We start from the raw sequence: 18947 nt of genomic DNA on the forward strand, positions 1-18947 counted from the left end.
GGCCCGGATCGCCGCGTCCGCGGCGCGGCCGGCGGCGTTGGAGGCCTGTCCGGCGGAGCCCTGGGCGGCCTTGGTCTCGTTGGCGGCCCGTTCGGAGGCCTCCTTTGCCAGCTTGGTGGCGTCCAGCGCCTTGCCCGCCGCGTCCTGGGCGGTCTGGGCCTGCTGCCCGGCCTGGTCGGAGGCGTTCTTCGTCAGGTCGGCGAGCTGGGAGACCGTCAGGGTCTCCTGGTCGTGGGCGGCGGCCGTCTGGTAGCCGTACTGGAGGAACAGCTGGACGTCGTCCATCGAGCCGTCCAGCGCGGCGCCGGCGGCCTTCTTCACCTCCGAACCGCCGGAGGCCATCAGCTGGGAGAGGTGGACGCGGTCGTCGTCGTCGCGGGCCTTGAACTGACCCTCGTTGAGGAACCGGTTGACGTCGGCGATGGTGCCGTCCAGCGCCTTGCCGGCGGCGTCCTTCACCCCGGGGCCGCCGGTGGCCATGATCTGCGACAGCCGGACCCGCTGGTCGTCATCGAAGTTCTTCTGGGCGCCCTCGTCGAGGAAGGCTTTCAGATCGGCCGCCGAGCCCTTGAGCGCGGCCGTTCCCGCTTCGCGCAGTCCGGGGCCGGACTTCGCGATGAGCGTTTCGATCTGCGCCCGCATGTCCTGGTCGGCCGCTGCGGCCTGACCGGTCGCCAGGAACGCCTTCAGGTCGTCGGCGGAGCCGGTCAGCGCGGTCTCGGCGGCGTGGCGCACGACGGGCCCGCCGGCCTGCCAAGCGGCTACCGCCGCGACCCGGTCCGCGTTCGGCCCGGTCGCCGGCGGTATGTCCGCCGCCGCAGCGGGGACGGTGAGCAGGCCTGTCAGCAGGCCTCCGACCACGAGCCCGGCCGCGAGGCGCGACCTTGTGGCCCGTGGGGTCAATGACACCCTCATCGGAATTCGCAATCCCATTCTGTTGTCGGGCACCGAAGTGCCGTACGACCGCCGACGATCCGCCGACAGCTCTGAAAATCACTCACGACCACACGCCGAGGCACGGCGCGCACACGACACGACCCGCCGCCCCGCAGAGGCAGACAGGGCGGTGGGTCGTGTCGTGTGCGGTGTGTCCCGCGCCCGGCGGTCCCGCCGGAACAGCGCGGCGTGACCGGGACGGAGGGCGGAGTCAGCTGGTGCTGGTGGCGGTGATCGCCGTGACGCCGACCGCTCCGCCGGGGACGTCGCCCCAGGTGGTCCAGCGGCCGACGTTGTAGTCGGCGTCGATGCCGTAGACCTTGTCGTCCTCGTTGACCGCGTAGACGTGGACGACGTCGTTGGAGGTGGTGCTGGTGATGGCCTTCAGACGGTTGTCACTGATCTTGGTCCACTGGGGGTCCCAGAAGCCGGTGTCGTAGTGCCCGCTGGTGCTGTAGAACGCATCGGCGCCGGCGATCGCGAGGTCGATGGTGTGGCCGTGGGTGCTGGCGCTGATGGCCTTCACATTGGGCAGGCTGCCGGGCAGGTCGACCCAGTCGGTCCAGTGGCCGGCGGTGTAGTCGGCGGAGCGTGTGTAGACCTTGTCGTCCTCGTTGATGGCGAAGATGTAGGTGGTGTTGTCGTAGAAGGCGCTGGTGACGGCCTTGAGGTGGTTGTCGCCGATCTTGTCCCACTGCGGCCGCCAGGTGCCGGCGTTGTAGTCGCCGGTGGTGGCGTAGAGCGAGCCGTCGCCGCCGACGATCACGAGGTCGACGAGGTTGCCGCGGGCGGTGGCCGAGATGTCCTTGACATCGGCGGCACCGCCGGGGACCTCGCTCCACTTGCCCCAGCTGCCGCCGACCTTGCCGTCCCGGCCGTAGACGTGACCGTCGCCCGCGACCGCGTAGACGTGGACAGTGTCCCCGATCGCCACGCTGTCGACCTTGAGGAGCTGGCTGTTGCCCATCGGGGTCCAGGTACGGGTCCAACGGCCGACGTTGTAGTCGGCGATCGACTCCGACAGCGTGTTGTCGGAACCGATGATCTGCACGTGCGTACCGGCCTGCACGTCCGCGGTACGGAACCGCAGCTCCTTCACCCACCCACCGACGTCGTCGACGCGGGTGGAGGTGGCTCCGGTGCGGGTCTCGGTGGCGGGGGTGCCCAGGCAGCCGCCCTGCCAGGAGAGGGAGGCGACGGCGGCGATCTCCGCCGTGCCGTTCGCCTCGCGCAGCAGCGGCGCTCCGGCGTCGCCCTGGCAGACCGGCGCCTGGCCGGCGGCCGGGGTCGTTTCGGCGGTGGTGGTGGCCACGGCGCCGACGGTGTGGGTGGTGGTGTGGACCTTGAAGGGCGCCCACTCGGTGGCGGTGCGGCCGTAGCCGGGCACGCGCAGGCTCTCCCCGGCCGCCGGGGCACCGGTGGCCAGGGCCGCCGGGGTGACGCCGTCGATCGGGCTGGCCAGGCGGGCCATCACCAGGTCACGGTCGCCGCGTGCCACGAGTTCGGCGATGCCGACGCTCTGGCCGCCGATGGTGGCCGTGCTCGCGGTCTTGGGGGCACCCTCGGCGGGGCTGTCGCCGAAGCAGCTGGCCGCGGTGAGCACCCAGTTGCGGTCGACCAGGGTCGCCGTGCAGGAACGCGCGTCGGCACGACCGGACTGCCCGAACGTCACCGTGCCGACGGCAGGGAAGTCGCCGGAGGCGGTGGGCGCGGCCGGTCCGTCGACCGAGGTGAGCTCCAGCAGGGTGGTGGCTTCCCCGACGCTCTCGCCGACCGGCGTCCAGACGTTCTTGGGGACGTCGAAGCTGGTGACGTTGCCTGCGGTGTTCAGCGTGGCCTTGACACTGTGGTCGTCGCCCCGGATGTCGTAGACCTTCGGGATCTCCACCGCCAGGTAGCCGGTCGGCCCGATGATCCGGAAGCAGACCTCGCTCGGGTTGGCCGCTCGGCTGAGCACGTGCACCAGACCGGGACCCGACGCGCAGTCGGCGAGGACGATGTGCCCGTCACCGGACTTCAGGGTGATGTTCCGGTCGGTGTAGACCTTCGCCGCGTCCGGGTAGGCGAAGCCCTCCACGGTGCTCGGCGGGGCGGCATCGGCGGCTGTCGCGGGTATCGGGGCGGCCAGCACGGGTATTGCCAGGGCCGCGCCAAGAGGCCAGGCCAGTCTGCGAACGGTACGCACAGGTGCTCCAGAAAGATAGGTGCGCCCGGGAGCGACCAGCACCCCCGAGCTGGCAAAGAAGAGATCAAGTTGACGCTATCGGCCGGAAAACCGGCACGTCAAAGCATTTGCCGGCACCTGGTTAGCCGCTGACCTGCAGTCAATCACCGTACGGGAAAACATGACTGAACGACCCAGAATCTGACATTCTGAATATGGACATTAAGGATGAATGAGAAGATGAGAGGGGCGACACCTGACCATTACGGTTCGATGACGTTTCCTCCTCAACGGTCATGGCAGACCCCTCCAGCTGCCGCCCCGACGAATTTCCGGTCAGGTCAAGAGCCGTGGAGCGCAGACGACTTGGCAACTGCCGGCGATACCGATCGACGCGGACGTGCCGGACTGGGCCCATCCGCAACCACATCCGCATCCGCCGTACGGCCGATCCGGCCCGCCACCACACCGCCGACGGCTGCAGTGTCCTGGTGTTCTGTGGCAGCAAGCGCTCCGTGCGCACCACCACCCTCGCCCTGGCCCACTGCCGCGGCGTCGACACCACTGGCGCGGACCCGGACGACAGCGACTTGGTGGAGCGTCTGTGGACCAAGGCCGGTGTCCGCCTCCACTGCCGTGACTGGCCCCACAAGCGTGACGCCGAACAGGCCTTCGGCAGCCGGCCGCGTCTGCGGGCTTTGACCGCCGTCCCCGTCCCGGACTCTTCCGGGACGGGGCCGACCGATTTCGTGGGTCCGCACCATCTGGTAGCACACTGTCCAGGCCGGGCGAGTTGGAACAAGTCAATTCCCTTCCTGTATGCGCCAGTACCCCATTAGTGGGGCGCCGGTCTACGGGAAGCGGGTCCTCACCAGAAGATCTGTGCCGGTGTGGCGAGGGGATGGGCACAGGTCCGGCGGCGCGGACTCGAAAGGCGGCTGGGCCTGGTCGCGGCTGCGGGCCTGCCCGCCTGGGGGCGGCCCGCTGACGGGACGACAGCGGCTGTGGGACGGTGGAGGCGTGGCGTGAGTGGTTCAGGTGGCTCGGCCCAGGACTCAACGCCATGTTGCCTCGCGAGGAGACGGCCGCGGTGGAGAGGTTGAACGGGCAGCGAGTCTCCGACTCGTAGAGGTCCAGGGTGGGGGCCGCCAGCATTGCTGACGAACCTTGGCGAACGGCATCACCTCAACCCGACTGGATTGGAAAACTCCCGAACCATGCCTCAGCTGCACCGCTTCGACAACGACAGCAAGATCGGCGACATCTCCAACGAACAGCTCCAGTTCCTCAACGACCACCTCGCGAATGACAGGGACACGGAGTTTTATGTCGACTACGACATCCTCAGATCCCTCGCCGCGTGCGGGGCCGACCCGATGCTCATCGGCATGCTGGAGAATTCCCTTGGTCACCAGTACTGGATGAAGTTCACCTGGAGCACCGACGGCACCCACCAGCCGTGGATCCAGGTGGTGCCTGCCCGGCCCGGCCGCAGGGGCGGCCGGGCCTGACGCGGGTCCGCGACCAGTCAGCGGCGCGTGCTTCGAGGTAGGCGGTCCAGTCGCTGGCTGCGCGGCGCCGCCACTTCTTGGTGGTGCCGACAAGAAGGCCGAGCAGCGGCGCGAGCTCACACCGCAGCCCGGACGGTAGCGGCAGGCTCACCCCGACCGGGCGCAGTCGGCCGTTGGCGTCGGGCCAGGCGAGGACGGTGGCCTGCCGACCGGGGTCGGCGGCCGCGGTGATGCAGGTGATCACGGCCTCGGTGGCGTGCCGGCGGCGCCACTTCGTCCAGCCGGAGTCGTACCGCGGAAGATTAACGCCCCCAACGGGCTCGGCGACGACGCTTTGTGCACAGTGGGTCACCGGCCATATAGCTGCCGCCGTGATCGGGCCGGTCGTTCCTTTTCCGGTGCGTGGTCGGCCGGTCCTGTGCGGGCCCGTGCGGGCCGTGGCGTCGGGTGGGGGTGGGGTGTCAGTCGAGGGTGAGGCGTTTGTTGAGGGCCTCGCCCGAGGGCAGGGGGTCGATGAAGTTGTGCAGGAACGTGAGCATCGCGTCGGTGTCCAGGTCCTGGCAGGCGGTGTCCATCGCGGTGTAGAGGGATTCCTCGATCCCGGCGACGGTGGTGGCCAGGCGTTCGCCTTCGGGGGTGAGGCTGAGCTGGAGGTAGCGGCGGTCCGCGCTGTCGGTGCGGCGTTCGACCAGTCCGGCCGCGACGACGCGTTCGACGAGCCGGCTGGGGTTGGTGCCGCTTTCGCACACCAGGAGTTGCCCGAGCCCGTTGAGGCTCAAGGTGCCGTGCTGCTGGAGCAGGCGCAGCACCTCGGCCTGCGACGGGGTGATGCCGTGCGGTTTGAGGGCCTGGATCAGCAGTCGGTTGCCTTCGCGCTGGGCCGCCAGGATCGCGAACCGCAGGTGTTCGGCCTTACGCATCGGCGTCCTGTCGGGTGGTCGGCAGGGTGGCGAGGAAGTCGTTGACCGCGGCGGCGCAGGTGACCGGGTGGGAGAAGCGGAACATGTGGCCGGTGCGCGGCAGCACGACCTCCCGGGCGTCGGGGATGCCCGCGAGCATGACCTTGGAGGCGTTCTCGCCGATCAGCACGTCGTGGGAGGGGGTCAGGATCAGGGTCGGGACCTGGACCCGGTCCAGCGCGTCGGTGTAGTCGGCGGTGAGGACGGCCCGCAGGCGGGCGCCGAAGGAGGCGGCGGGGGTGTTGGCGAGGAACAGTTCGCGGCTGCGCGCCTGGCTCCAGGGCGTCTGGCCCTCGCCGTCGTACGGGGAGGTGAGGCGGTGGGCGTGGGCGCGCAGCGTCAGCTGCCGGTAGAGCGGCCCGCGGGCCCTGCCGATCGCCTGCATCAGGGCCTTCCACGGCTTCGAGTCGACCGGGTTGGCCGCGAAGCCGCCGGACATGACGAGGGCGCGCAGGCCCGGCGGGCGGCGGGTCGCCAGTGCGAGGGCGATGTTCGCGCCGAAGGAGTCGCCGACCAGCACGTAGTCGTCCAGGTCCGCGATCGCGCTCTCGAGGTGGTCGGCGTAGCGCTCGATGTCGTCGACGCCCTCGGGTAGGCACAGCGTCCGTTTGGGCGCCTCGCCGTAGGGGGCCAGTTGTTCGGCGCTCCACGGGGCGCCGGAGAGGCAGGGGATGAAGACGAGGGTCGGATTCTTCTCTGAAGTGCTCATATCGGACACGTTACACGACACATGTGTCGTGACATATGTGATCCAGGTCATACTCCTGGCCTGTTCTCCCTGGACTCGCCCGGCCTCGGGCGCGGTGCGAGCCGCCTCAACGCGTAGAAGGCGGTCACCAGGCCGCGGGCCGCCTCGAAGGCATCGGTCCAGCGTCCTTCGGTGCCGTCGCCGTGATCGTCGCCACGGCCCCGGTTGGCTGCTCGCGCGGCACCATCCGCTCGATGGGGTCTCGGGCGTCCGGCACCGGGACCACCGCGCCCGACCCGCCGGCCGCATCGTCCGGTCGACCACCGGGGGGCAGGGGGTAGCCGGGAATGCTGTCGGAGGCGTTGAGTGCATTGGCTGCGGCCGGGGGCGCCGGGATCGTCCAGGCCGCCGGAACGGGCGTGTGGGCGGCCACCCGGGAACGGGTCGCCCGCCTGCTAGGCCGCGGTCGGACCGGGGACGAACGCCTCGCCCAGGCACGCTTCGACCGGACCAGTCAGGAACTGGAAGCCGCAGCCCCGCAGGAACGGGCAGCCCTTGCACAGGGACAGGAACACACCTGGCAGGCCCGGCTGGCCGACTTCCTGGAAGGGCTGGAACCGGCCGAACAGGCCCAGGTCGCCGAGCAACTGCGCGCCCTGCTGGTCCCCGCCCCCGCCGGCTCCGCTGCCCAGAGCCGGGCCGACAACAGTGGAGCTGTTCCAGCGCCTTGGCCGCTGACTGGTCGATCTGGGCCGGTGTCGTCCCGTCCGCGTCCCGGCATGCCAGGGCGCGGTGGAGGCGGTCCGTGTGTCCGTATGGAGTTCCAGATGCTCGCCGGTCAGGCGTAGTGTGACGCGCCCGGCTGCGACGTCCCGGCTGACCACCACCGTGTCGGGTTCCTCGCCGAAGCCGGTCACGGTCACCGTGACGCGCCGCCAGCCGCCAGCCGCCAGCCGCCGGCCGTCGGTGTTCGGCCTCGGGCTCTCCGGACGGTTCGTCGGGGTGGTCTCGCCGTCCACCGAGATCTGGCCGCCGCCACAGGCCGGCCCCTTCTGCACCGCCCTGGAACGCGTTGGCCTTTACCACCTCACCGACGGCGACCGTCAGAGCGTCCGCGGCCTCACCCGCAGCCTCGGGCCCGCCGCACTATGCCAGGTCATGGGCTGGCTGGAGCGCCCCTGGCTTTGTCCACGAGTCGTCGAGTCGTGGCGCCGGTTGTTCACGGGGGTGGGGGGCGTCCCGGACCGCGGTCGGGCTGACCCGGGTTCCACGGTGGGGTGTTCCCGGTGGGTGCGTCCCGGGGTCGTGGCCGGCACGCGGGTGGCTGGTCTGTCCTGCGGGTGGGGGCGGGTCGGCGGGTTGTCAGCGCAGTTGGCTGAACCAGTGCACGATGGCCGCGGTGCCGGCGATGTTGGAGCCGAGGTGTCTGGAGCCCGCGAAGTCGGGGGTGCCGAGGCCGATGACCGTCGTGTTCACGCCGTGCGATCGCAGGGTTGCCTCGCAGTGGTCGGTGTTGGTGTTGGCCGCCTGTTCGTCCGCGTCGGCCGTGTACAGGCGGACCGGGACGTGTGGTGCCCAGTCGCAGGTGCTGTCGGCCACCCGAAGTGCTTTGGCCAGCGGGCCGGTTGGGCGGCGCAGCATGTCGAAGCCGTGTGGGGTGAGCAGTGCGTCGATAGTGTCGGGTGTGCCGGCGAAGAGTTGCGGGCCGGTGTGTGAACCGTCGAACAGTGTCTCGACCGTGCTGTCGTACGGGGCTTGGAAGACCTCGTCGGGGGAGTCGTAGAGGTGGTGCAGCCGGTTCCAGGCGACAAGGAGGTATGCCGTGTACAGCACGCTTGATTTCGGGTCGAGAGTGCTGTTGAGCAGTGCCGGCAGTTCGGCGTGCTGGAAGTCGTAGGCGCCGCTGACCGGTGCGACGGCTTGGAGTCGGAACCACGGGTCGTCGCCGGCCTGGAGTGCTTGTGCGAGTCCCATCGCCGCCGAGGCGCCCTGGGAGAACCCGGTGACCAGCACGTCGTGTCCCAGTGCCCGGCCCGTACGCGGGACAAAGGCGCGGGCTGCCCGGAGCATGTCCAGGGAGGCGGTGGTCTCCGACGGCACGTCCATCCAGGGGTGGAGTCCCGGGCCGGCGCCCAGGCCGATGTAGTCCGGGGCGACGGCGGCGAACCCGGCGGACGCGTACGTGATGGCGGGTGAGGACACGAATCCGGCTTTGACCATGGAGGACGGGGCATCGGAGCGGTGACTGGCCGTGCCGTGGGTGAATGACACCGTCCGCAGCTCGTGTTCGCCGCCGCGGGGCAGCACCAGCAGTCCGCTGGCGGTGATCGGCCGACCACCGGGGTCCACGGTGCGGTACACCAGCCGGTAGGCGTCGACTCCGAACCGGACCGTACCCGTGTCGTACCCGGCGGCGGCCAGTGCCGCGGCGGCATCCTCCTTCGCGGCCAGGGTGGTCGTCTGCTGGACGGAGACCAGCCGTCCGCGATCGCTTCGGTGCACCGTGTCCGCCGATGCGGCTCCCGTCGTCGCCGCCGCAGTCGCAGTCGCAGTCGCAGTCGCAGTCGCAGTGGCGGTGGCCAGGACGGCCAGGACGGCCAGGACGGCCAGGACGGCCAGGACTGTCCCGACGTTCAGCCGGCGAAGCACGGGCCGTGGCGTGCCTGCTAAGTGGGTGGATTTCATGTCGCCGACGCTACGTACGTCGTCCTCGTGCCGCAGTCCGGCCAGCGGGCGTATCCGTCCTGGGGCTAGCCCTACCGCGGCACCGTGCGCGAGCCGGGGGGAACCGGCGAGGGCCGGCTGACCACCAGGGCTCCAACTCGACGGCCCTGCGCCCTCCTTAGGTTCTGGGCCGTCGCTCGGGACGCCTGTCGGTGGCAGGGGTGATCGCTATGCGGCCGTAACCGACTCGAAGCCCGCGTCCGCAACCGACTCGAGCGACTCCGGTACCGAACCGACACCCTCGACGGATTCATAACCGGCACCGGCCTGACCCTCGACACCCCGACATCACCCCGACATCACCCTGACGGGCCGAAGTCAGTAGAGATCAAGTCAGGGGAGTGGTGGCCAGGGTCCGGGACCGCAGGCCGCCCCCGGCGTGGCCGGGGGCGGCGCCTCGCGTTCGAGGCGTGCGGCAGTGTCACCGGCGGGGTGCCGCGTAGGCGCGCAGGAAGGCCCGGACGCCGGCGACGATGATCTCCTCGGTCTCCGCCCGGTCCAGCGGGTATGCGCCCCAGTACGAACGCTGGGTGACCTCCGTCGCGGTCAGCAGCACGAAGTGTGCGGCCGCCCGCCCCGGGTCCGGTGTCTCCAGCCACCCGTCCTCGGCCAGTTCCCCGAACCGCTGCCCGAGGGCGGTGAACACCCGTCGCGGTCCGGCCTCCTGCCAGGCGTCCAGGGCGGCCTTCGGCAGGTGCCGGGCCTCGGCGTTGATCTGGCGCACCAGCCCGAAGTGGTCGGCGAACTCGGTCAGCGGTGTCACCCAGGCCAGGGCGAACGCGGCGAGGTCCGCCTCCAGGTCGGTGACCTTTCCGAGCCTGCGCTCGATGATGTCCAGCTGGGCGTCGGCGACCTGCGCCGCGCTCTCCCGGACGACGGTCTGGAAGAGCAGTTCCTTGCCCGCGAAGTGGTTGTAGATGGTGCGGGTGGACACCCCGGCCTCCGCCGCGATGGCGTCGATGCTGGCGCGGGTGTAGCCGTCCCGGCCGAAGATCGTGCGGGCGGCCCGGGTGATGGCCTGGCGCTTCTCGGCCAGCCCCCGGCGGGGCCGGTCCGGTGTTTCCTGCCGGCTGGTCATGGGGTCTCCTTCATTGCCGCTGCCTCGAAAAGTTGCAGTCATCGTTGTACTTGTTGCCATACACGTTGTACTTTACCTGACGTGCCGTCCGAACGGGCGGTGACAGAACAGCAGCGCACCCCTGGAGACAGCCATGTCCGAGACCCCGTTCCGCCTCGCCGTCATCATCGCCAGCACCCGGCAGGGCCGATTCGCGCCCACCGTCGCCGACTGGTTCGTCCGCACCGCCGGGCAGCGCGCGGACCTCGACATCGACGTCGTCGACCTGGCCGAGCACCCGCTGGCTCACGTGGGCGAGGAGCCCACCGCCGAGCAGGCCGAACGGCACGCGGCCCTCTCGCCCCGACTGGCCGCCGCCGACGCCTTCGTGGTGATCACCCCGGAGTACAACCACAGCTTCCCGGCCGCCCTCAAGAACGCCATCGACCTGCACGGCGCCGAGTGGCGGGCCAAGCCGGTCGGATTCATCTCCTACGGCGGGCTCGGCGGCGGGCTGCGCGCGGTCGAGCAGCTCCGGCTGGTCTTCGCCGAGCTGCACGCCGTCACCGTCCGGGACACCGTCAGCTTCCACAACGTCTGGGGCCTCTTCGGCGAGGACGGCGAGCCGGTCGACCCGACCGTCCAGAACGGCGCGGCCAAGGGCATGCTCGACCAGCTCACCTGGTGGGCACACGCGCTTCGGGACGCCCGCACCGTCCGCCCGTACGGCGTCTGAACCGCGACCGGGGGGAACGAAGATGAGCACCGCCACCGAGCCGGTCACGGCCGGGACGACCACCGACACGGCCACTGCGGCCGCACCCGGCCCGCGCACTGCGGCCGTCGCCGCCGTTGTGGTCCTCGGCTCGCTGATGACCGTCCTCGACACCACGATCGTCAACGTCGCCCTCAACCGCCTCGCCGGGGACTTCGGTGCCCCGCTGGCCACCATCCAGTGGGTCACCACCGGCTATACCCTGGCGCTCGCCACCGTCACGCCGGTCACCGCCTGGGCGATCGGACGGTTCGGCACCCGCCGCCTGTACCTGACCGCGCTCACCCTGTTCGTGCTCGGCTCGGCGCTGGCCGGCGCCGCCTGGGACGCTCCCTCGCTGATCGCCTTCCGCGTCCTTCAGGGCCTGGGCGGAGGCATGGTGATGCCGGTCGGGATGACCGTCCTGGTCCGCGCCTGCGACCCGGCCCGCACCGGCCGCACCATGAGCGTGCTCGGCATCCCCGTCCTGATCGGCCCGCTGGCCGGGCCGGTGCTCGGCGGCTGGCTGGTCGACGAGGCCTCCTGGCGCTGGGTCTTCCTGGTCAACCTGCCGCTCGGCGCGCTCGCCCTCATCCTCGCCGCCCGGCTGCTGCCCCGCGACGGCGCCGGCACCCGCCGCAGGCTGGACCTGCCCGGCCTGCTGATGCTCTCCCCGGGCCTGGCCGCACTGATCTACGGGCTGGGCGCCGGGCACGGACACCTCGCCGCGGCCGGCAGCCTGCTGCCCATCCTGGCCGGCGCGACCCTGGTCGCGGGCTTCGTCGTCCGGGCGCTGACCGTCGGGGAGCCGCTGATCGACCTGCGGCTGCTGGCCCGGCGCGCCTTCGCCGGGCCCGCCGCCACCCACGCCCTGTTCGGCTGCGGCTACTTCGGTTCGATGCTGCTGCTCCCGCTCTACTACCAGCTGGTGCGCGGCCAAAGCGCCACCGACGTCGGCCTGCTCGGCATCCCGCAGGCGCTCGCCACCGGCATCACCATGCAGTTCTCCGGCCGGCTGTCCGACCGCTTCGCCCCCGGCCGGATCGTGGTCACCGGCACCGTCCTGGCCGCCACCGGCTTCCTCGGCTTCACCGTCCAGGTCGCCGCCGACACCCCGTACCCTCACCTGATCGCCGCCCTGGCGGTGATGGGGACCGGCATCGGCATGACGCTGATGCCGGCCATGGCGGCCGCCACCCGCAGCGTCGCCCCGACCGAGGTCCCGGCCGCCACCACCCTGGTCACCATCGTCCAGCAGGTCTCCGGCTCGGTCGGTACCGCCCTGATGTCCGTCCTGCTCACCGGGGCCATGGCCGACCGGCTGCCGACCACGGTCGCCGGCGGGGAAGCCGGCGGCGCACTGGCCACCGTGCAGGGCCTGGACGGCGCCGCGCGGGCCGCGCTCGCCCCCGGCCTCGCGGACGCCTTCCGGGACACCTACGGCTGGGCCGTCGCCCTGCTCGCGCTCGCCCTGCTGCCCGCACTGTCGCTCTCCCGCCAAGCCCCGGGCGGCGGCGCCGCCGGGAGCGCCAAGTCACGCCGAGTGCACACCTCCTGACGAACTCCACCAAACCCCCATCGAGCCTCCCCCACCCCGTACGCGGATTTCGCTACCGGTGGGGGTCGGCCCATTCGGTCAGCCCGGCCGGCAGCAGGTGCGCCTGGCCGGCAGCAGGTGGGCCTGGCCGCGGGTCAGCGCGCGCTGCGGGTTGAGGACCGCGACCGGCGCGCCCTCCCCGCCCAGCAGCGCCACCCCGCCCGCCCGGCGCGGATCGTCCAGGCTCCACCCGGCCGTCGCCGTGATGCCGTGTGCCTGCGCGAGGTGGGCGATCGCCCGTGCCACCCGCGGACGGCCCACGGCCTCCTCCCGGGCCGCGGTCGCCGCCGCGGTGCCGCGTACCGCGGCCTCGGCCTTCATCGCCTGGAACCGGTGCCGCTCCCGGCTGACCTCGTCCAGCCCGCGGATCTGGGCCCGCCGGGCCTCCAGCCGGCGCTGACCCGCCTCCCTCTCGCTCTCGCGCTGCCGGGCGGCGTTCCCCGCCTCTGTTCGGGCTGCGAGACTGTGATCATGACCCCTGACCGTCGCAACCTTGGCCTGCCTGCCTTCTCCGAGCCCGCCACCGACGCTCCCGTGCTTGCCCAGTCCGGTGGGCGCCGGCTGTTGCCGGTGGAGCAGGGCGCGAACTTCCGTCAGCCGCCCGGCGAGACCACGCCCGTCTCCTCCCCGGCCCGGCGCCTGCGCGCCGTCGGCGGTCTGACCTTCTCCGACCCGGACCGGCAGATCTGATCGGCTACGGCTGGATCGCCAGCAGCTTCAGTGCAGGAGCTGCGGCCAGCTGTGGCCAGCGCCTCACTGCTTGCTGTCGCGGGATGGCTGCCCCGTGCCGGCCTGATGCTGGCCGGGACACTGCTCGTGGGCTGCGCGGGCGCGGCCACCATCGCGCTGGTGCCGGCCCTGTGGCTCGCCGCGGTGCTGGCTGCGGTCATCGGACTGTGTGAGGGCGTCTTCGGCAGTCTGAACAACGCCCTCATACAGACCGCGGTGGACCCGGCCTGTCCCGGCCGGGTCATCTCCGTCGTCATGCTCACCATGGTCGGTATCGCCCCCTCGGCTACCCGCTGGTCGGTGCCGCCATCGGGGCCTGGGACGCCGCCCCGGTATTCGGAGCCTGCGGCATCTTCGCCAGCCTAGGCGTGGCCATCGCCCTGGCCTCCAACGCGGTGCGCCACGCCGAACTGCCCCAGCCGAGGGCCAGGCGTGACCGCCTGAGCAACCCAACCGCAGCCCAGTGAACCCAGCCCCGTTGGATTCCTGACTGGCCAAACGCTGCCCGGAAGCCTCCCCACTCTCGAACCGGAACCGCCAAGGCGGTGCCCGCCCGCAGGGGCCGAGGGGAAAGCAGAATCTGACCGGCGTGCTCGAAGGCAACAGTGCGTGGCCCCTCAACAGCCCCCGCACCAGACTGACCTACGGGCTCAAGATCCCAAGAGACAAGCGGAGTCGACCGGCCGGGCACCAGCCTCACATGTTTTCACGCCGCACGGCATCCCCGCCCGAGGCTGGCAGCGCAGCCCGGGAGATGCGGTGGCCTTGCTCGCCTACGCGGCATGCCTTGTCCCTACGCCCGTGGCGCGCCATGCCACCGTGCGTCCGAGCCTGGTGCTTAGGGTGGCCTCAGGAGGTAGGGAATGCGGGTAGGACTGCACGCGCTCGGCATCGGTAACGGTGCCCGCCCTGAAGTGATCGCGGCCGTCGCCACCGCAGCGGAGTCGCATGGCTTCGCCAGGCTGTGGTGCGGTGAGCATGTGGTGCTCGTGGACACGCCCGCGTCCCGTTACCCCTACTCCGCGGACGGCCAGATCGCCGTGCCCGCGGACGCGGACTGGCTGGACCCGCTGCTCGCCCTGAGCTTCGCCGCGGCAGTCACCAGCCGGATCGAGCTCGCCACCGGCGTGCTCCTGCTGCCCGAGCACAACCCGGTGGTGGTCGCCAAGCAGGCCGCCACCCTCGACAGGCTTTCCGCCGGACGGTTCAGCCTCGGCATCGGAGCGGGCTGGTCAGCCGAGGAGTTCACCGCCCTCGGCGTCCCCTTCACCGGACGCGGACGCCGCACCGACGAGTACCTCACCGCGATGCGCACCCTCTGGGCCAAGGACCCCGCCTCCTTCACCGGGGAGTTCACCCGCTTCGACGCGATCCGGGTCAACCCAAAGCCGCTGCGCGGCGCCCAACTCCCGGTCGTGGTCGGCGGCAACAGCAACACCGCCCTGCGTCGCGCGGCCACACTCGGCGACGGCTGGTACGGCTTCAACATCCCCGTCGCCGACGTCCCCGAACGCATCGCCGTCCTCGTCGACGAGTGCGCCCGACGCGGCCGCACTCCCGGTGAACTCACCATCGCTGTCGCACTGAGTGACGGCCACCCGGAGCATCTTCCAGAACTCGCCGCAGCCGGCATCACCGAGGTCGTCGTCGTCGGAGCGCCCCCGCCGACCCCTGACGCGGCCGTCACCTGGGTCGCGGAACTCGCCCGGACGTGGATGCCCCCGGCCGAATGACCAGGGCACCACGCCAGGCGCCAGCGCCAGCCTATTGTTTTCACGCCGCACGGTGTCCCCGCCCGGGGCCAAGATGACTGACCTGCGGCCCCAGCAACGGCCCGACATCGCCATAGCCTGCGCGGTTGCATTCGCACATGTCGCCTCGCCGTGGCGCTGTTGACCACGGGCGGGAAGCCGACAAATCACACCACGGTCAGGCGCGGTGAACAGCAGACCCGGCAGTCCGGACTGAGGAACGTCTCCCGGGTGAACGCCTCAAAGTTGCCGGCGTAGATGGCCTCCCACAGGTCCTCGCTGTACTCGTGCACGCACACCCGATCCTCCGAGGAGGCGTCCTCGACAGTGAAATAGGGGAAGCTGTGCCGGGCGGCGGCGATACGGGGGTCGGCGCCGCAGACGGCAACGGCCGGGTTCACCCACAGCCGGACGATGCCGTCGGCCCGCCCGTCCAGGTGAACGAAGCGGTGCTCGGCAAACCAGTCCAGCTCCGCCAGCATCAGCGCCTCGCTCCGGTCGTACAGCTCGGCCATCTCCCCCAAGTTCAGCCGCACTGGTGCATCACCCTCAAGGTGGCCGACCAGGTAGAACACCGTCCGGGAGATCTGGAAGTCCGAGCGCCGCGAGCGAAACCGCCTGCCGTCCGCTGTCCGCTCCGCACGGATCTGCCCTTGGTACAAGTGCATCGCGGCCAGTCCGCCCGGCCCGGTACAGATCGGCCGCCCGCACGGGCACTCCGCTGCGTTCACGGACCTACCGCCCCACCCCTGCACCGGGTACGAGCCCTGGGCGGGTGCCTCCCGACCGGGCCGCCGGCTGGGGAACCCGGACACCGTCGGCCGCACTGCCCGCACGAACATCCCCCACCAGCCCCTCGCAGGCGCTCCCCGGCTCAACCTGGGGTCTCGGCCCGGCGCTGATCCCCCACGGCCGTCCGTCAGTGACCAGCCACCCGTTGATGATCAGCCGTTCCACCGCGAAGGCCCAGACCCTCTTGTCCGCCACACGGCCAGGACGAGGCTCGCACCAGCCGAAGTGGGCGGCGACATCGAGGCGGGACGGCTGGTGCCCGTGCTCAGCGGCGAACGCCGTCACGAAGGCGACTGCCCGCTCACCTCGGTCAGGGTTCTCCTGCTTCAACTGCTCGTACGCCCCGCGCAGGCCGCGGGCGAGGGACAGTCGCCGTCGGCCCGTGCCAACTGGAGCGAGGAAGGCCCCTCGTACGTGCTTCTCGAACCCAGGCTCCGTGGAACAGATAGCGCAGTTGGTGATGATCCGCGCCCGGGCCGACTCACCCGGCGGCGCGGTCTGCGTCCAGCTGACCCACCGCTCCTCGGCCGGCTGGGCACTCCTGCGACGCTGCTTCTCCCGCGACACTGATCGCTTCCCCTCGTATCCGCCTCCGGAACCGCGCCACCCTCCCACCCGGACCGCAGGCCCCACCACGTCGTCCGCAGCCAGATCAGCCGCCCGGGTGACCCTCACCACCATCAACCACCCTCCTGGAGCAGTGCCGGCCAACGACCGAGTCCGCCGCCAGGCCGACCGCCCCAGACCCGCTTCGGCACCATCTCCGGCCTGCAGCCCTTGCGCGCTTTGCCAGTTCTGGCCATGGGTACGGTCGGCGGTATGGACGGCAGCGTGGAGAAGCCCGCCGCAGTGGGCGCCGGTGCCCGGCCGGGCACGCCGGGTACGGTGCTGATGGTGGTACGCGGACCCAGTGGCGCCGGGAAGTCGAGCACCGCCACCCGGATCCGCTCCGCGTACGGCCGCGGCCTGGCGATCGTCGGGCAGGACCTCCTGCGCGTGAAGTGCTGCGCGAGCGGGACGTTGCCGGCGGCGCGAACATCGCCCTGATCAGCCTGATCGCCCGGCACGCCCTCGACAACGGCTTCCACGTCGTCGTCGAGGGAATTCTGGACGCCGGCCGGTACGGCGCGATGCTCACCGATCTGGTGGCCGGCCACCGCGGGCGCAGCTTCCTCTACTACCTGGACGTCAGCTTCGCCGAGACGGTGCGGCGCCACGCCACCCGGCCGCTGTCCGCCGAGGTAGGCGCCGAGCAGATGGCCGGCTGGTACCGGCCACGGGACCTCCTGTCCGGCGGCCTCGAACACGTCGTCGGAGAGGACAGCACCTTGGACGACACTGTCGCCCGGATCCTGACCGACACCGAGCTCACCCCACCGGGCTGGACACCACGCCCCTGAACCGCCAGCCGGTCCAGCCAGGTCACCTGGTGAGCAGTGTCCATCCGACGGGGCCGTGGGCGACGGCGTCGTCCTGGGCGAGCTGCTCCAGTGCCAGCCACACCGCCGCGATCGGCCGGGAGATCTGATGGGCGATCAAGCCGCTTGTGAGGATGGCGGGCGGATTGCGGTTGGCCTCCATCCAGGCAGTGACCTCCTTCACGGGCAGGTCGCCGGTGTGATGGCGGCGGCTTCCGAGGGCGAGCAGGACATCGTCCAGACGGGCGCTCCAGCTGCTGACCGCCTGGTCCGGGTCGTACTGGCCGTCGTACTCCAGCGGGCGGATTGCCGCCGCACGGTCCAGCAGCGGGGCGAGCACAACCGAGGAGGTGCGCAGGGCCGGGCCCGCGATGTAGCCGCTGGTGCGGTCGGTCGCTGTGTCCACCAGGGTTGTCAGGACCGCGCGAGAGGCGTCGACGATGGCCACGCCCCTGGAGTCGAGGCGGTAGCCGTCGGTGGTCGCGTGGCTCAGGAGGACCCGGGCCCGCAGGGCGGTCGTTTCGGCGAAGTCCCGGGCGAGTTCGGCGAGCGCCACCGCGTCGCGGGCTTCGGCCAGGCCGAGCACGACGGTGCCCGGGCGCATGTTGCTCTCGCGGCTGGCCGCGATGTCGTCACTGGCCTTTTGCCAGCGGGCAAGTTCCTCGTGGGCCTGCTGCTGGGCGGTGTGGATGCCTCCCCAGGTGGCTGGGTCGGCGGGGCGGTTGATGACGGCAAGGTCGTTGACCAAGTCGTGCAGCGGGGCGGTGGAGATGTCGGTGGGCATGCGGGCTTCCCTCCGTGGGCGGGTTGGCTCGCCGGGCGCAGGGGCGGCCGGCGGGCCGGGACTGGAACCGGGCAGTCGCGCAAGGCGCCGACGTCAGCGGTGACGGAAGTGCCCCTGGAGCCGGAAGACTTCGGCCTGCCAGTGTTCGTCAGCCTCGCCGGTGCCGGCGGGAACTTGCCGCCCGAGGCGGGCGGCCAGATCCCGGTAGAGGCCGGGCGTGGCAGTGTCGGCGAGGGCCAGAACGGAGCAGAGCAACGGTTCCTCGGCCCGGGTGGCGTCCTCGATCCCCAGGAGCAACAGAGCCCGGGCCGTTGAAACCCTCAAACTGGGTCCGGCAACCGTCTCCCCCACCCGCGTCCTCCGTGGGCGCAGTTGCAACGGGTGTCCGGAGCCGGGGGCTTCCTGCCGGGTGGAGCTGGTGGCGACGGACGGTCTGCCGGGCGGCGTCACCATGCTGTTCCGTGCCACGGAGGAGGAGGTCGTTCAGGTCTGGGAGCGGCGTTGGCCGACCGAGTTCGCGCGGATCCGTGGGTCCTGGAGCGCCGGGGGAGTGCCGAACGACCGCGAGCGTCGGCCCGACCGCTGCCGGTAGGTCTATCGGAGGTGTCCCGGACCACAGGTGGTTGCGGGCTGGGCTTTCAAGGACGGGCGTGGCATCAGTCGTCCCCGTACTCCACAGTCTTCCACCCCTCGGGCATCTCCCGGACCTCGAACCCCGGCGCGAGCACCTGGTGGACGTAGGAGCGGTCGGCCCAGCCGGTGAGGGTGCTGTGGACGGTCGAGATGATCGGCTCCTGCGGATTGTCGAAGAGCACCACGGGCTCCAGCGGGGAGCTCATGATCGAGCCGGAGTCCTCGGGGATCGGCACCCACCCGACCAGCGGGACGACCATGATCTGTGAATCCCCTGGGGAAGCGATCGCCACCCGCCAACCGTTCGGCGCCGCCACGAACCCGGCGAGCCCGCTCTCGTTCATCATGACCATCAGCCTGGCCCCGTACTTGTTCCCGCGTCCTGCCCTTCTCCGTTTTCGCCGGGCCGGGCCGGGGATAACGGAGTGGTAGGGGCCGGGGGCGCGCTCA

The 18947-nt window shown here is 71.1% G+C and carries 21 protein-coding genes; 9 read left to right on the forward strand and 12 right to left on the reverse strand.

The window, feature by feature from the left end:
* Nucleotides 1-915: ALF repeat-containing protein (locus tag ACFV6I_RS09555; RefSeq protein WP_380424150.1), on the reverse strand; the 915-nt coding region annotated here is incomplete at its 3' end.
* A gap of 232 nt (nt 916-1147) precedes the next feature.
* Nucleotides 1148-3121, reverse strand: coding sequence for a trypsin-like serine protease (locus tag ACFV6I_RS09560; protein WP_380424152.1), 1974 nt, complete (start codon nt 3119-3121; stop codon nt 1148-1150).
* A 1196-nt stretch (nt 3122-4317) separates the two neighbouring features.
* On the opposite strand from ACFV6I_RS09560, the gene ACFV6I_RS09565 reads away from it, so the two are divergent.
* Nucleotides 4318-4611 carry a hypothetical protein gene (locus ACFV6I_RS09565; protein ID WP_380424154.1) on the forward strand — a complete coding sequence of 98 codons (294 nt, stop codon included), beginning with the start codon at nt 4318-4320 and terminating at the stop codon, nt 4609-4611.
* Nucleotides 4612-5072: 461 nt separating this feature from the next.
* Here the strand turns inward: ACFV6I_RS09565 and ACFV6I_RS09570 are convergent, their stop codons facing one another.
* The 5 genes from ACFV6I_RS09570 to ACFV6I_RS09590 all read right to left on the reverse strand — a co-directional run bounded on the left by ACFV6I_RS09570 (nt 5073) and on the right by ACFV6I_RS09590 (nt 10060).
* Nucleotides 5073-5531: a MarR family winged helix-turn-helix transcriptional regulator gene (locus ACFV6I_RS09570; protein ID WP_380424156.1), complete on the reverse strand. Its 459-nt coding sequence runs from the start codon at nt 5529-5531 to the stop codon at nt 5073-5075.
* Nucleotides 5524-6279 (reverse strand): alpha/beta fold hydrolase, encoded by a 756-nt coding sequence (locus tag ACFV6I_RS09575; protein WP_380424158.1) that lies wholly within the window; start codon nt 6277-6279, stop codon nt 5524-5526. Before ACFV6I_RS09575 ends, ACFV6I_RS09570 begins: the two co-directional genes overlap by 8 nt.
* A gap of 434 nt (nt 6280-6713) precedes the next feature.
* On the reverse strand, nt 6714-7277 hold the full coding sequence (locus tag ACFV6I_RS09580) for a hypothetical protein (protein ID WP_380424160.1): 564 nt from the start codon (nt 7275-7277) through the stop codon (nt 6714-6716).
* A 343-nt stretch (nt 7278-7620) separates the two neighbouring features.
* Entirely contained in the window at nt 7621-8907 is a 1287-nt protein-coding gene (locus ACFV6I_RS09585; protein ID WP_380424162.1) for an alpha/beta hydrolase family protein, read from the reverse strand.
* Between the two features lie 496 nt (nt 8908-9403).
* On the reverse strand, nt 9404-10060 hold the full coding sequence (locus tag ACFV6I_RS09590; RefSeq protein WP_380424164.1) for a TetR/AcrR family transcriptional regulator: 657 nt from the start codon (nt 10058-10060) through the stop codon (nt 9404-9406).
* A 133-nt stretch (nt 10061-10193) separates the two neighbouring features.
* Between ACFV6I_RS09590 and ACFV6I_RS09595 the strand changes: the two genes are divergently transcribed.
* Together ACFV6I_RS09595 and ACFV6I_RS09600 are read left to right on the forward strand one after the other, a co-directional pair.
* Nucleotides 10194-10775: an NADPH-dependent FMN reductase gene (locus ACFV6I_RS09595; RefSeq protein ID WP_380424166.1), complete on the forward strand. Its 582-nt coding sequence runs from the start codon at nt 10194-10196 to the stop codon at nt 10773-10775.
* Between the two features lie 22 nt (nt 10776-10797).
* On the forward strand, nt 10798-12351 hold the full coding sequence (locus ACFV6I_RS09600; protein ID WP_380424168.1) for a DHA2 family efflux MFS transporter permease subunit: 1554 nt from the start codon (nt 10798-10800) through the stop codon (nt 12349-12351).
* Between the two features lie 78 nt (nt 12352-12429).
* On the opposite strand, the gene ACFV6I_RS09605 is transcribed toward ACFV6I_RS09600, so the two are convergent.
* Nucleotides 12430-12711, reverse strand: a complete 282-nt coding sequence (locus ACFV6I_RS09605; RefSeq protein ID WP_380424170.1) for a hypothetical protein — start codon at nt 12709-12711, stop codon at nt 12430-12432.
* 150 nt (nt 12712-12861) lie between these two features.
* Between ACFV6I_RS09605 and ACFV6I_RS09610 the strand changes: the two genes are divergently transcribed.
* The 3 genes from ACFV6I_RS09610 (at nt 12862) to ACFV6I_RS09620 (ending at nt 14852) form a co-directional block, all read left to right on the forward strand.
* A complete protein-coding gene (locus tag ACFV6I_RS09610) occupies nt 12862-13080 on the forward strand; it encodes a hypothetical protein (protein ID WP_380424172.1) in 219 nt (72 codons plus the stop codon).
* Between the two features lie 51 nt (nt 13081-13131).
* Nucleotides 13132-13485: a hypothetical protein gene (locus tag ACFV6I_RS09615; protein ID WP_380424174.1), complete on the forward strand. Its 354-nt coding sequence runs from the start codon at nt 13132-13134 to the stop codon at nt 13483-13485.
* Nucleotides 13486-13982: 497 nt separating this feature from the next.
* Nucleotides 13983-14852, forward strand: coding sequence for an LLM class F420-dependent oxidoreductase (locus ACFV6I_RS09620; protein ID WP_380424176.1), 870 nt, complete (start codon nt 13983-13985; stop codon nt 14850-14852).
* Nucleotides 14853-15037: 185 nt separating this feature from the next.
* On the opposite strand, the gene ACFV6I_RS09625 is transcribed toward ACFV6I_RS09620, so the two are convergent.
* Nucleotides 15038-15601, reverse strand: coding sequence for a hypothetical protein (locus tag ACFV6I_RS09625; protein WP_380424178.1), 564 nt, complete (start codon nt 15599-15601; stop codon nt 15038-15040).
* A gap of 880 nt (nt 15602-16481) precedes the next feature.
* Between ACFV6I_RS09625 and ACFV6I_RS09630 the strand changes: the two genes are divergently transcribed.
* Together ACFV6I_RS09630 and ACFV6I_RS09635 are read left to right on the forward strand one after the other, a co-directional pair.
* On the forward strand, nt 16482-16709 hold the full coding sequence (locus ACFV6I_RS09630) for a hypothetical protein (RefSeq protein WP_380424180.1): 228 nt from the start codon (nt 16482-16484) through the stop codon (nt 16707-16709).
* Nucleotides 16664-17062 carry a kinase gene (locus tag ACFV6I_RS09635; RefSeq protein WP_380424182.1) on the forward strand — a complete coding sequence of 133 codons (399 nt, stop codon included), beginning with the start codon at nt 16664-16666 and terminating at the stop codon, nt 17060-17062. The genes ACFV6I_RS09630 and ACFV6I_RS09635 overlap by 46 nt, the downstream gene beginning before the upstream one ends.
* 22 nt (nt 17063-17084) lie before the next feature.
* On the opposite strand, the gene ACFV6I_RS09640 is transcribed toward ACFV6I_RS09635, so the two are convergent.
* Both ACFV6I_RS09640 and ACFV6I_RS09645 read right to left on the reverse strand, forming a co-directional pair.
* Nucleotides 17085-17864: a hypothetical protein gene (locus tag ACFV6I_RS09640; RefSeq protein ID WP_380424184.1), complete on the reverse strand. Its 780-nt coding sequence runs from the start codon at nt 17862-17864 to the stop codon at nt 17085-17087.
* Nucleotides 17865-17957: 93 nt separating this feature from the next.
* Complete coding sequence (locus ACFV6I_RS09645) at nt 17958-18161, reverse strand: hypothetical protein (RefSeq protein WP_380424186.1); 204 nt, start codon at nt 18159-18161, stop codon at nt 17958-17960.
* A 121-nt stretch (nt 18162-18282) separates the two neighbouring features.
* On the opposite strand from ACFV6I_RS09645, the gene ACFV6I_RS09650 reads away from it, so the two are divergent.
* Nucleotides 18283-18456 carry a hypothetical protein gene (locus ACFV6I_RS09650; protein ID WP_380424188.1) on the forward strand — a complete coding sequence of 58 codons (174 nt, stop codon included), beginning with the start codon at nt 18283-18285 and terminating at the stop codon, nt 18454-18456.
* 64 nt (nt 18457-18520) lie between these two features.
* Here ACFV6I_RS09650 and ACFV6I_RS09655 read toward each other — a convergent pair whose 3' ends face one another.
* Nucleotides 18521-18844, reverse strand: coding sequence for a hypothetical protein (locus tag ACFV6I_RS09655; RefSeq protein WP_380424190.1), 324 nt, complete (start codon nt 18842-18844; stop codon nt 18521-18523).
* Nucleotides 18845-18947: the final 103 nt, after the last annotated feature.

It is taken from the genome of Kitasatospora sp. NPDC059803 (assembly GCF_042732255.1).
In the GTDB taxonomy this organism is placed as follows: Bacteria; Actinomycetota; Actinomycetes; order Streptomycetales; family Streptomycetaceae; genus Kitasatospora.

Coding starts and splice junctions, on each gene's coding strand:
- ACFV6I_RS09565 (WP_380424154.1), top strand. CDS start 4,318: ATGCCTCAGCTGCACCGCTTCGACAACGACAGCAAGATCGGCGACATC.
- ACFV6I_RS09570 (WP_380424156.1), bottom strand. CDS start 5,531: ATGCGTAAGGCCGAACACCTGCGGTTCGCGATCCTGGCGGCCCAGCGC.
- ACFV6I_RS09575 (WP_380424158.1), bottom strand. CDS start 6,279: ATGAGCACTTCAGAGAAGAATCCGACCCTCGTCTTCATCCCCTGCCTC.
- ACFV6I_RS09590 (WP_380424164.1), bottom strand. CDS start 10,060: ATGACCAGCCGGCAGGAAACACCGGACCGGCCCCGCCGGGGGCTGGCC.
- ACFV6I_RS09595 (WP_380424166.1), top strand. CDS start 10,194: ATGTCCGAGACCCCGTTCCGCCTCGCCGTCATCATCGCCAGCACCCGG.
- ACFV6I_RS09600 (WP_380424168.1), top strand. CDS start 10,798: ATGAGCACCGCCACCGAGCCGGTCACGGCCGGGACGACCACCGACACG.
- ACFV6I_RS09605 (WP_380424170.1), bottom strand. CDS start 12,711: ATGAAGGCCGAGGCCGCGGTACGCGGCACCGCGGCGGCGACCGCGGCC.
- ACFV6I_RS09610 (WP_380424172.1), top strand. CDS start 12,862: ATGACCCCTGACCGTCGCAACCTTGGCCTGCCTGCCTTCTCCGAGCCC.
- ACFV6I_RS09620 (WP_380424176.1), top strand. CDS start 13,983: ATGCGGGTAGGACTGCACGCGCTCGGCATCGGTAACGGTGCCCGCCCT.
- ACFV6I_RS09630 (WP_380424180.1), top strand. CDS start 16,482: ATGGACGGCAGCGTGGAGAAGCCCGCCGCAGTGGGCGCCGGTGCCCGG.
- ACFV6I_RS09640 (WP_380424184.1), bottom strand. CDS start 17,864: ATGCCCACCGACATCTCCACCGCCCCGCTGCACGACTTGGTCAACGAC.
- ACFV6I_RS09655 (WP_380424190.1), bottom strand. CDS start 18,844: ATGATGAACGAGAGCGGGCTCGCCGGGTTCGTGGCGGCGCCGAACGGT.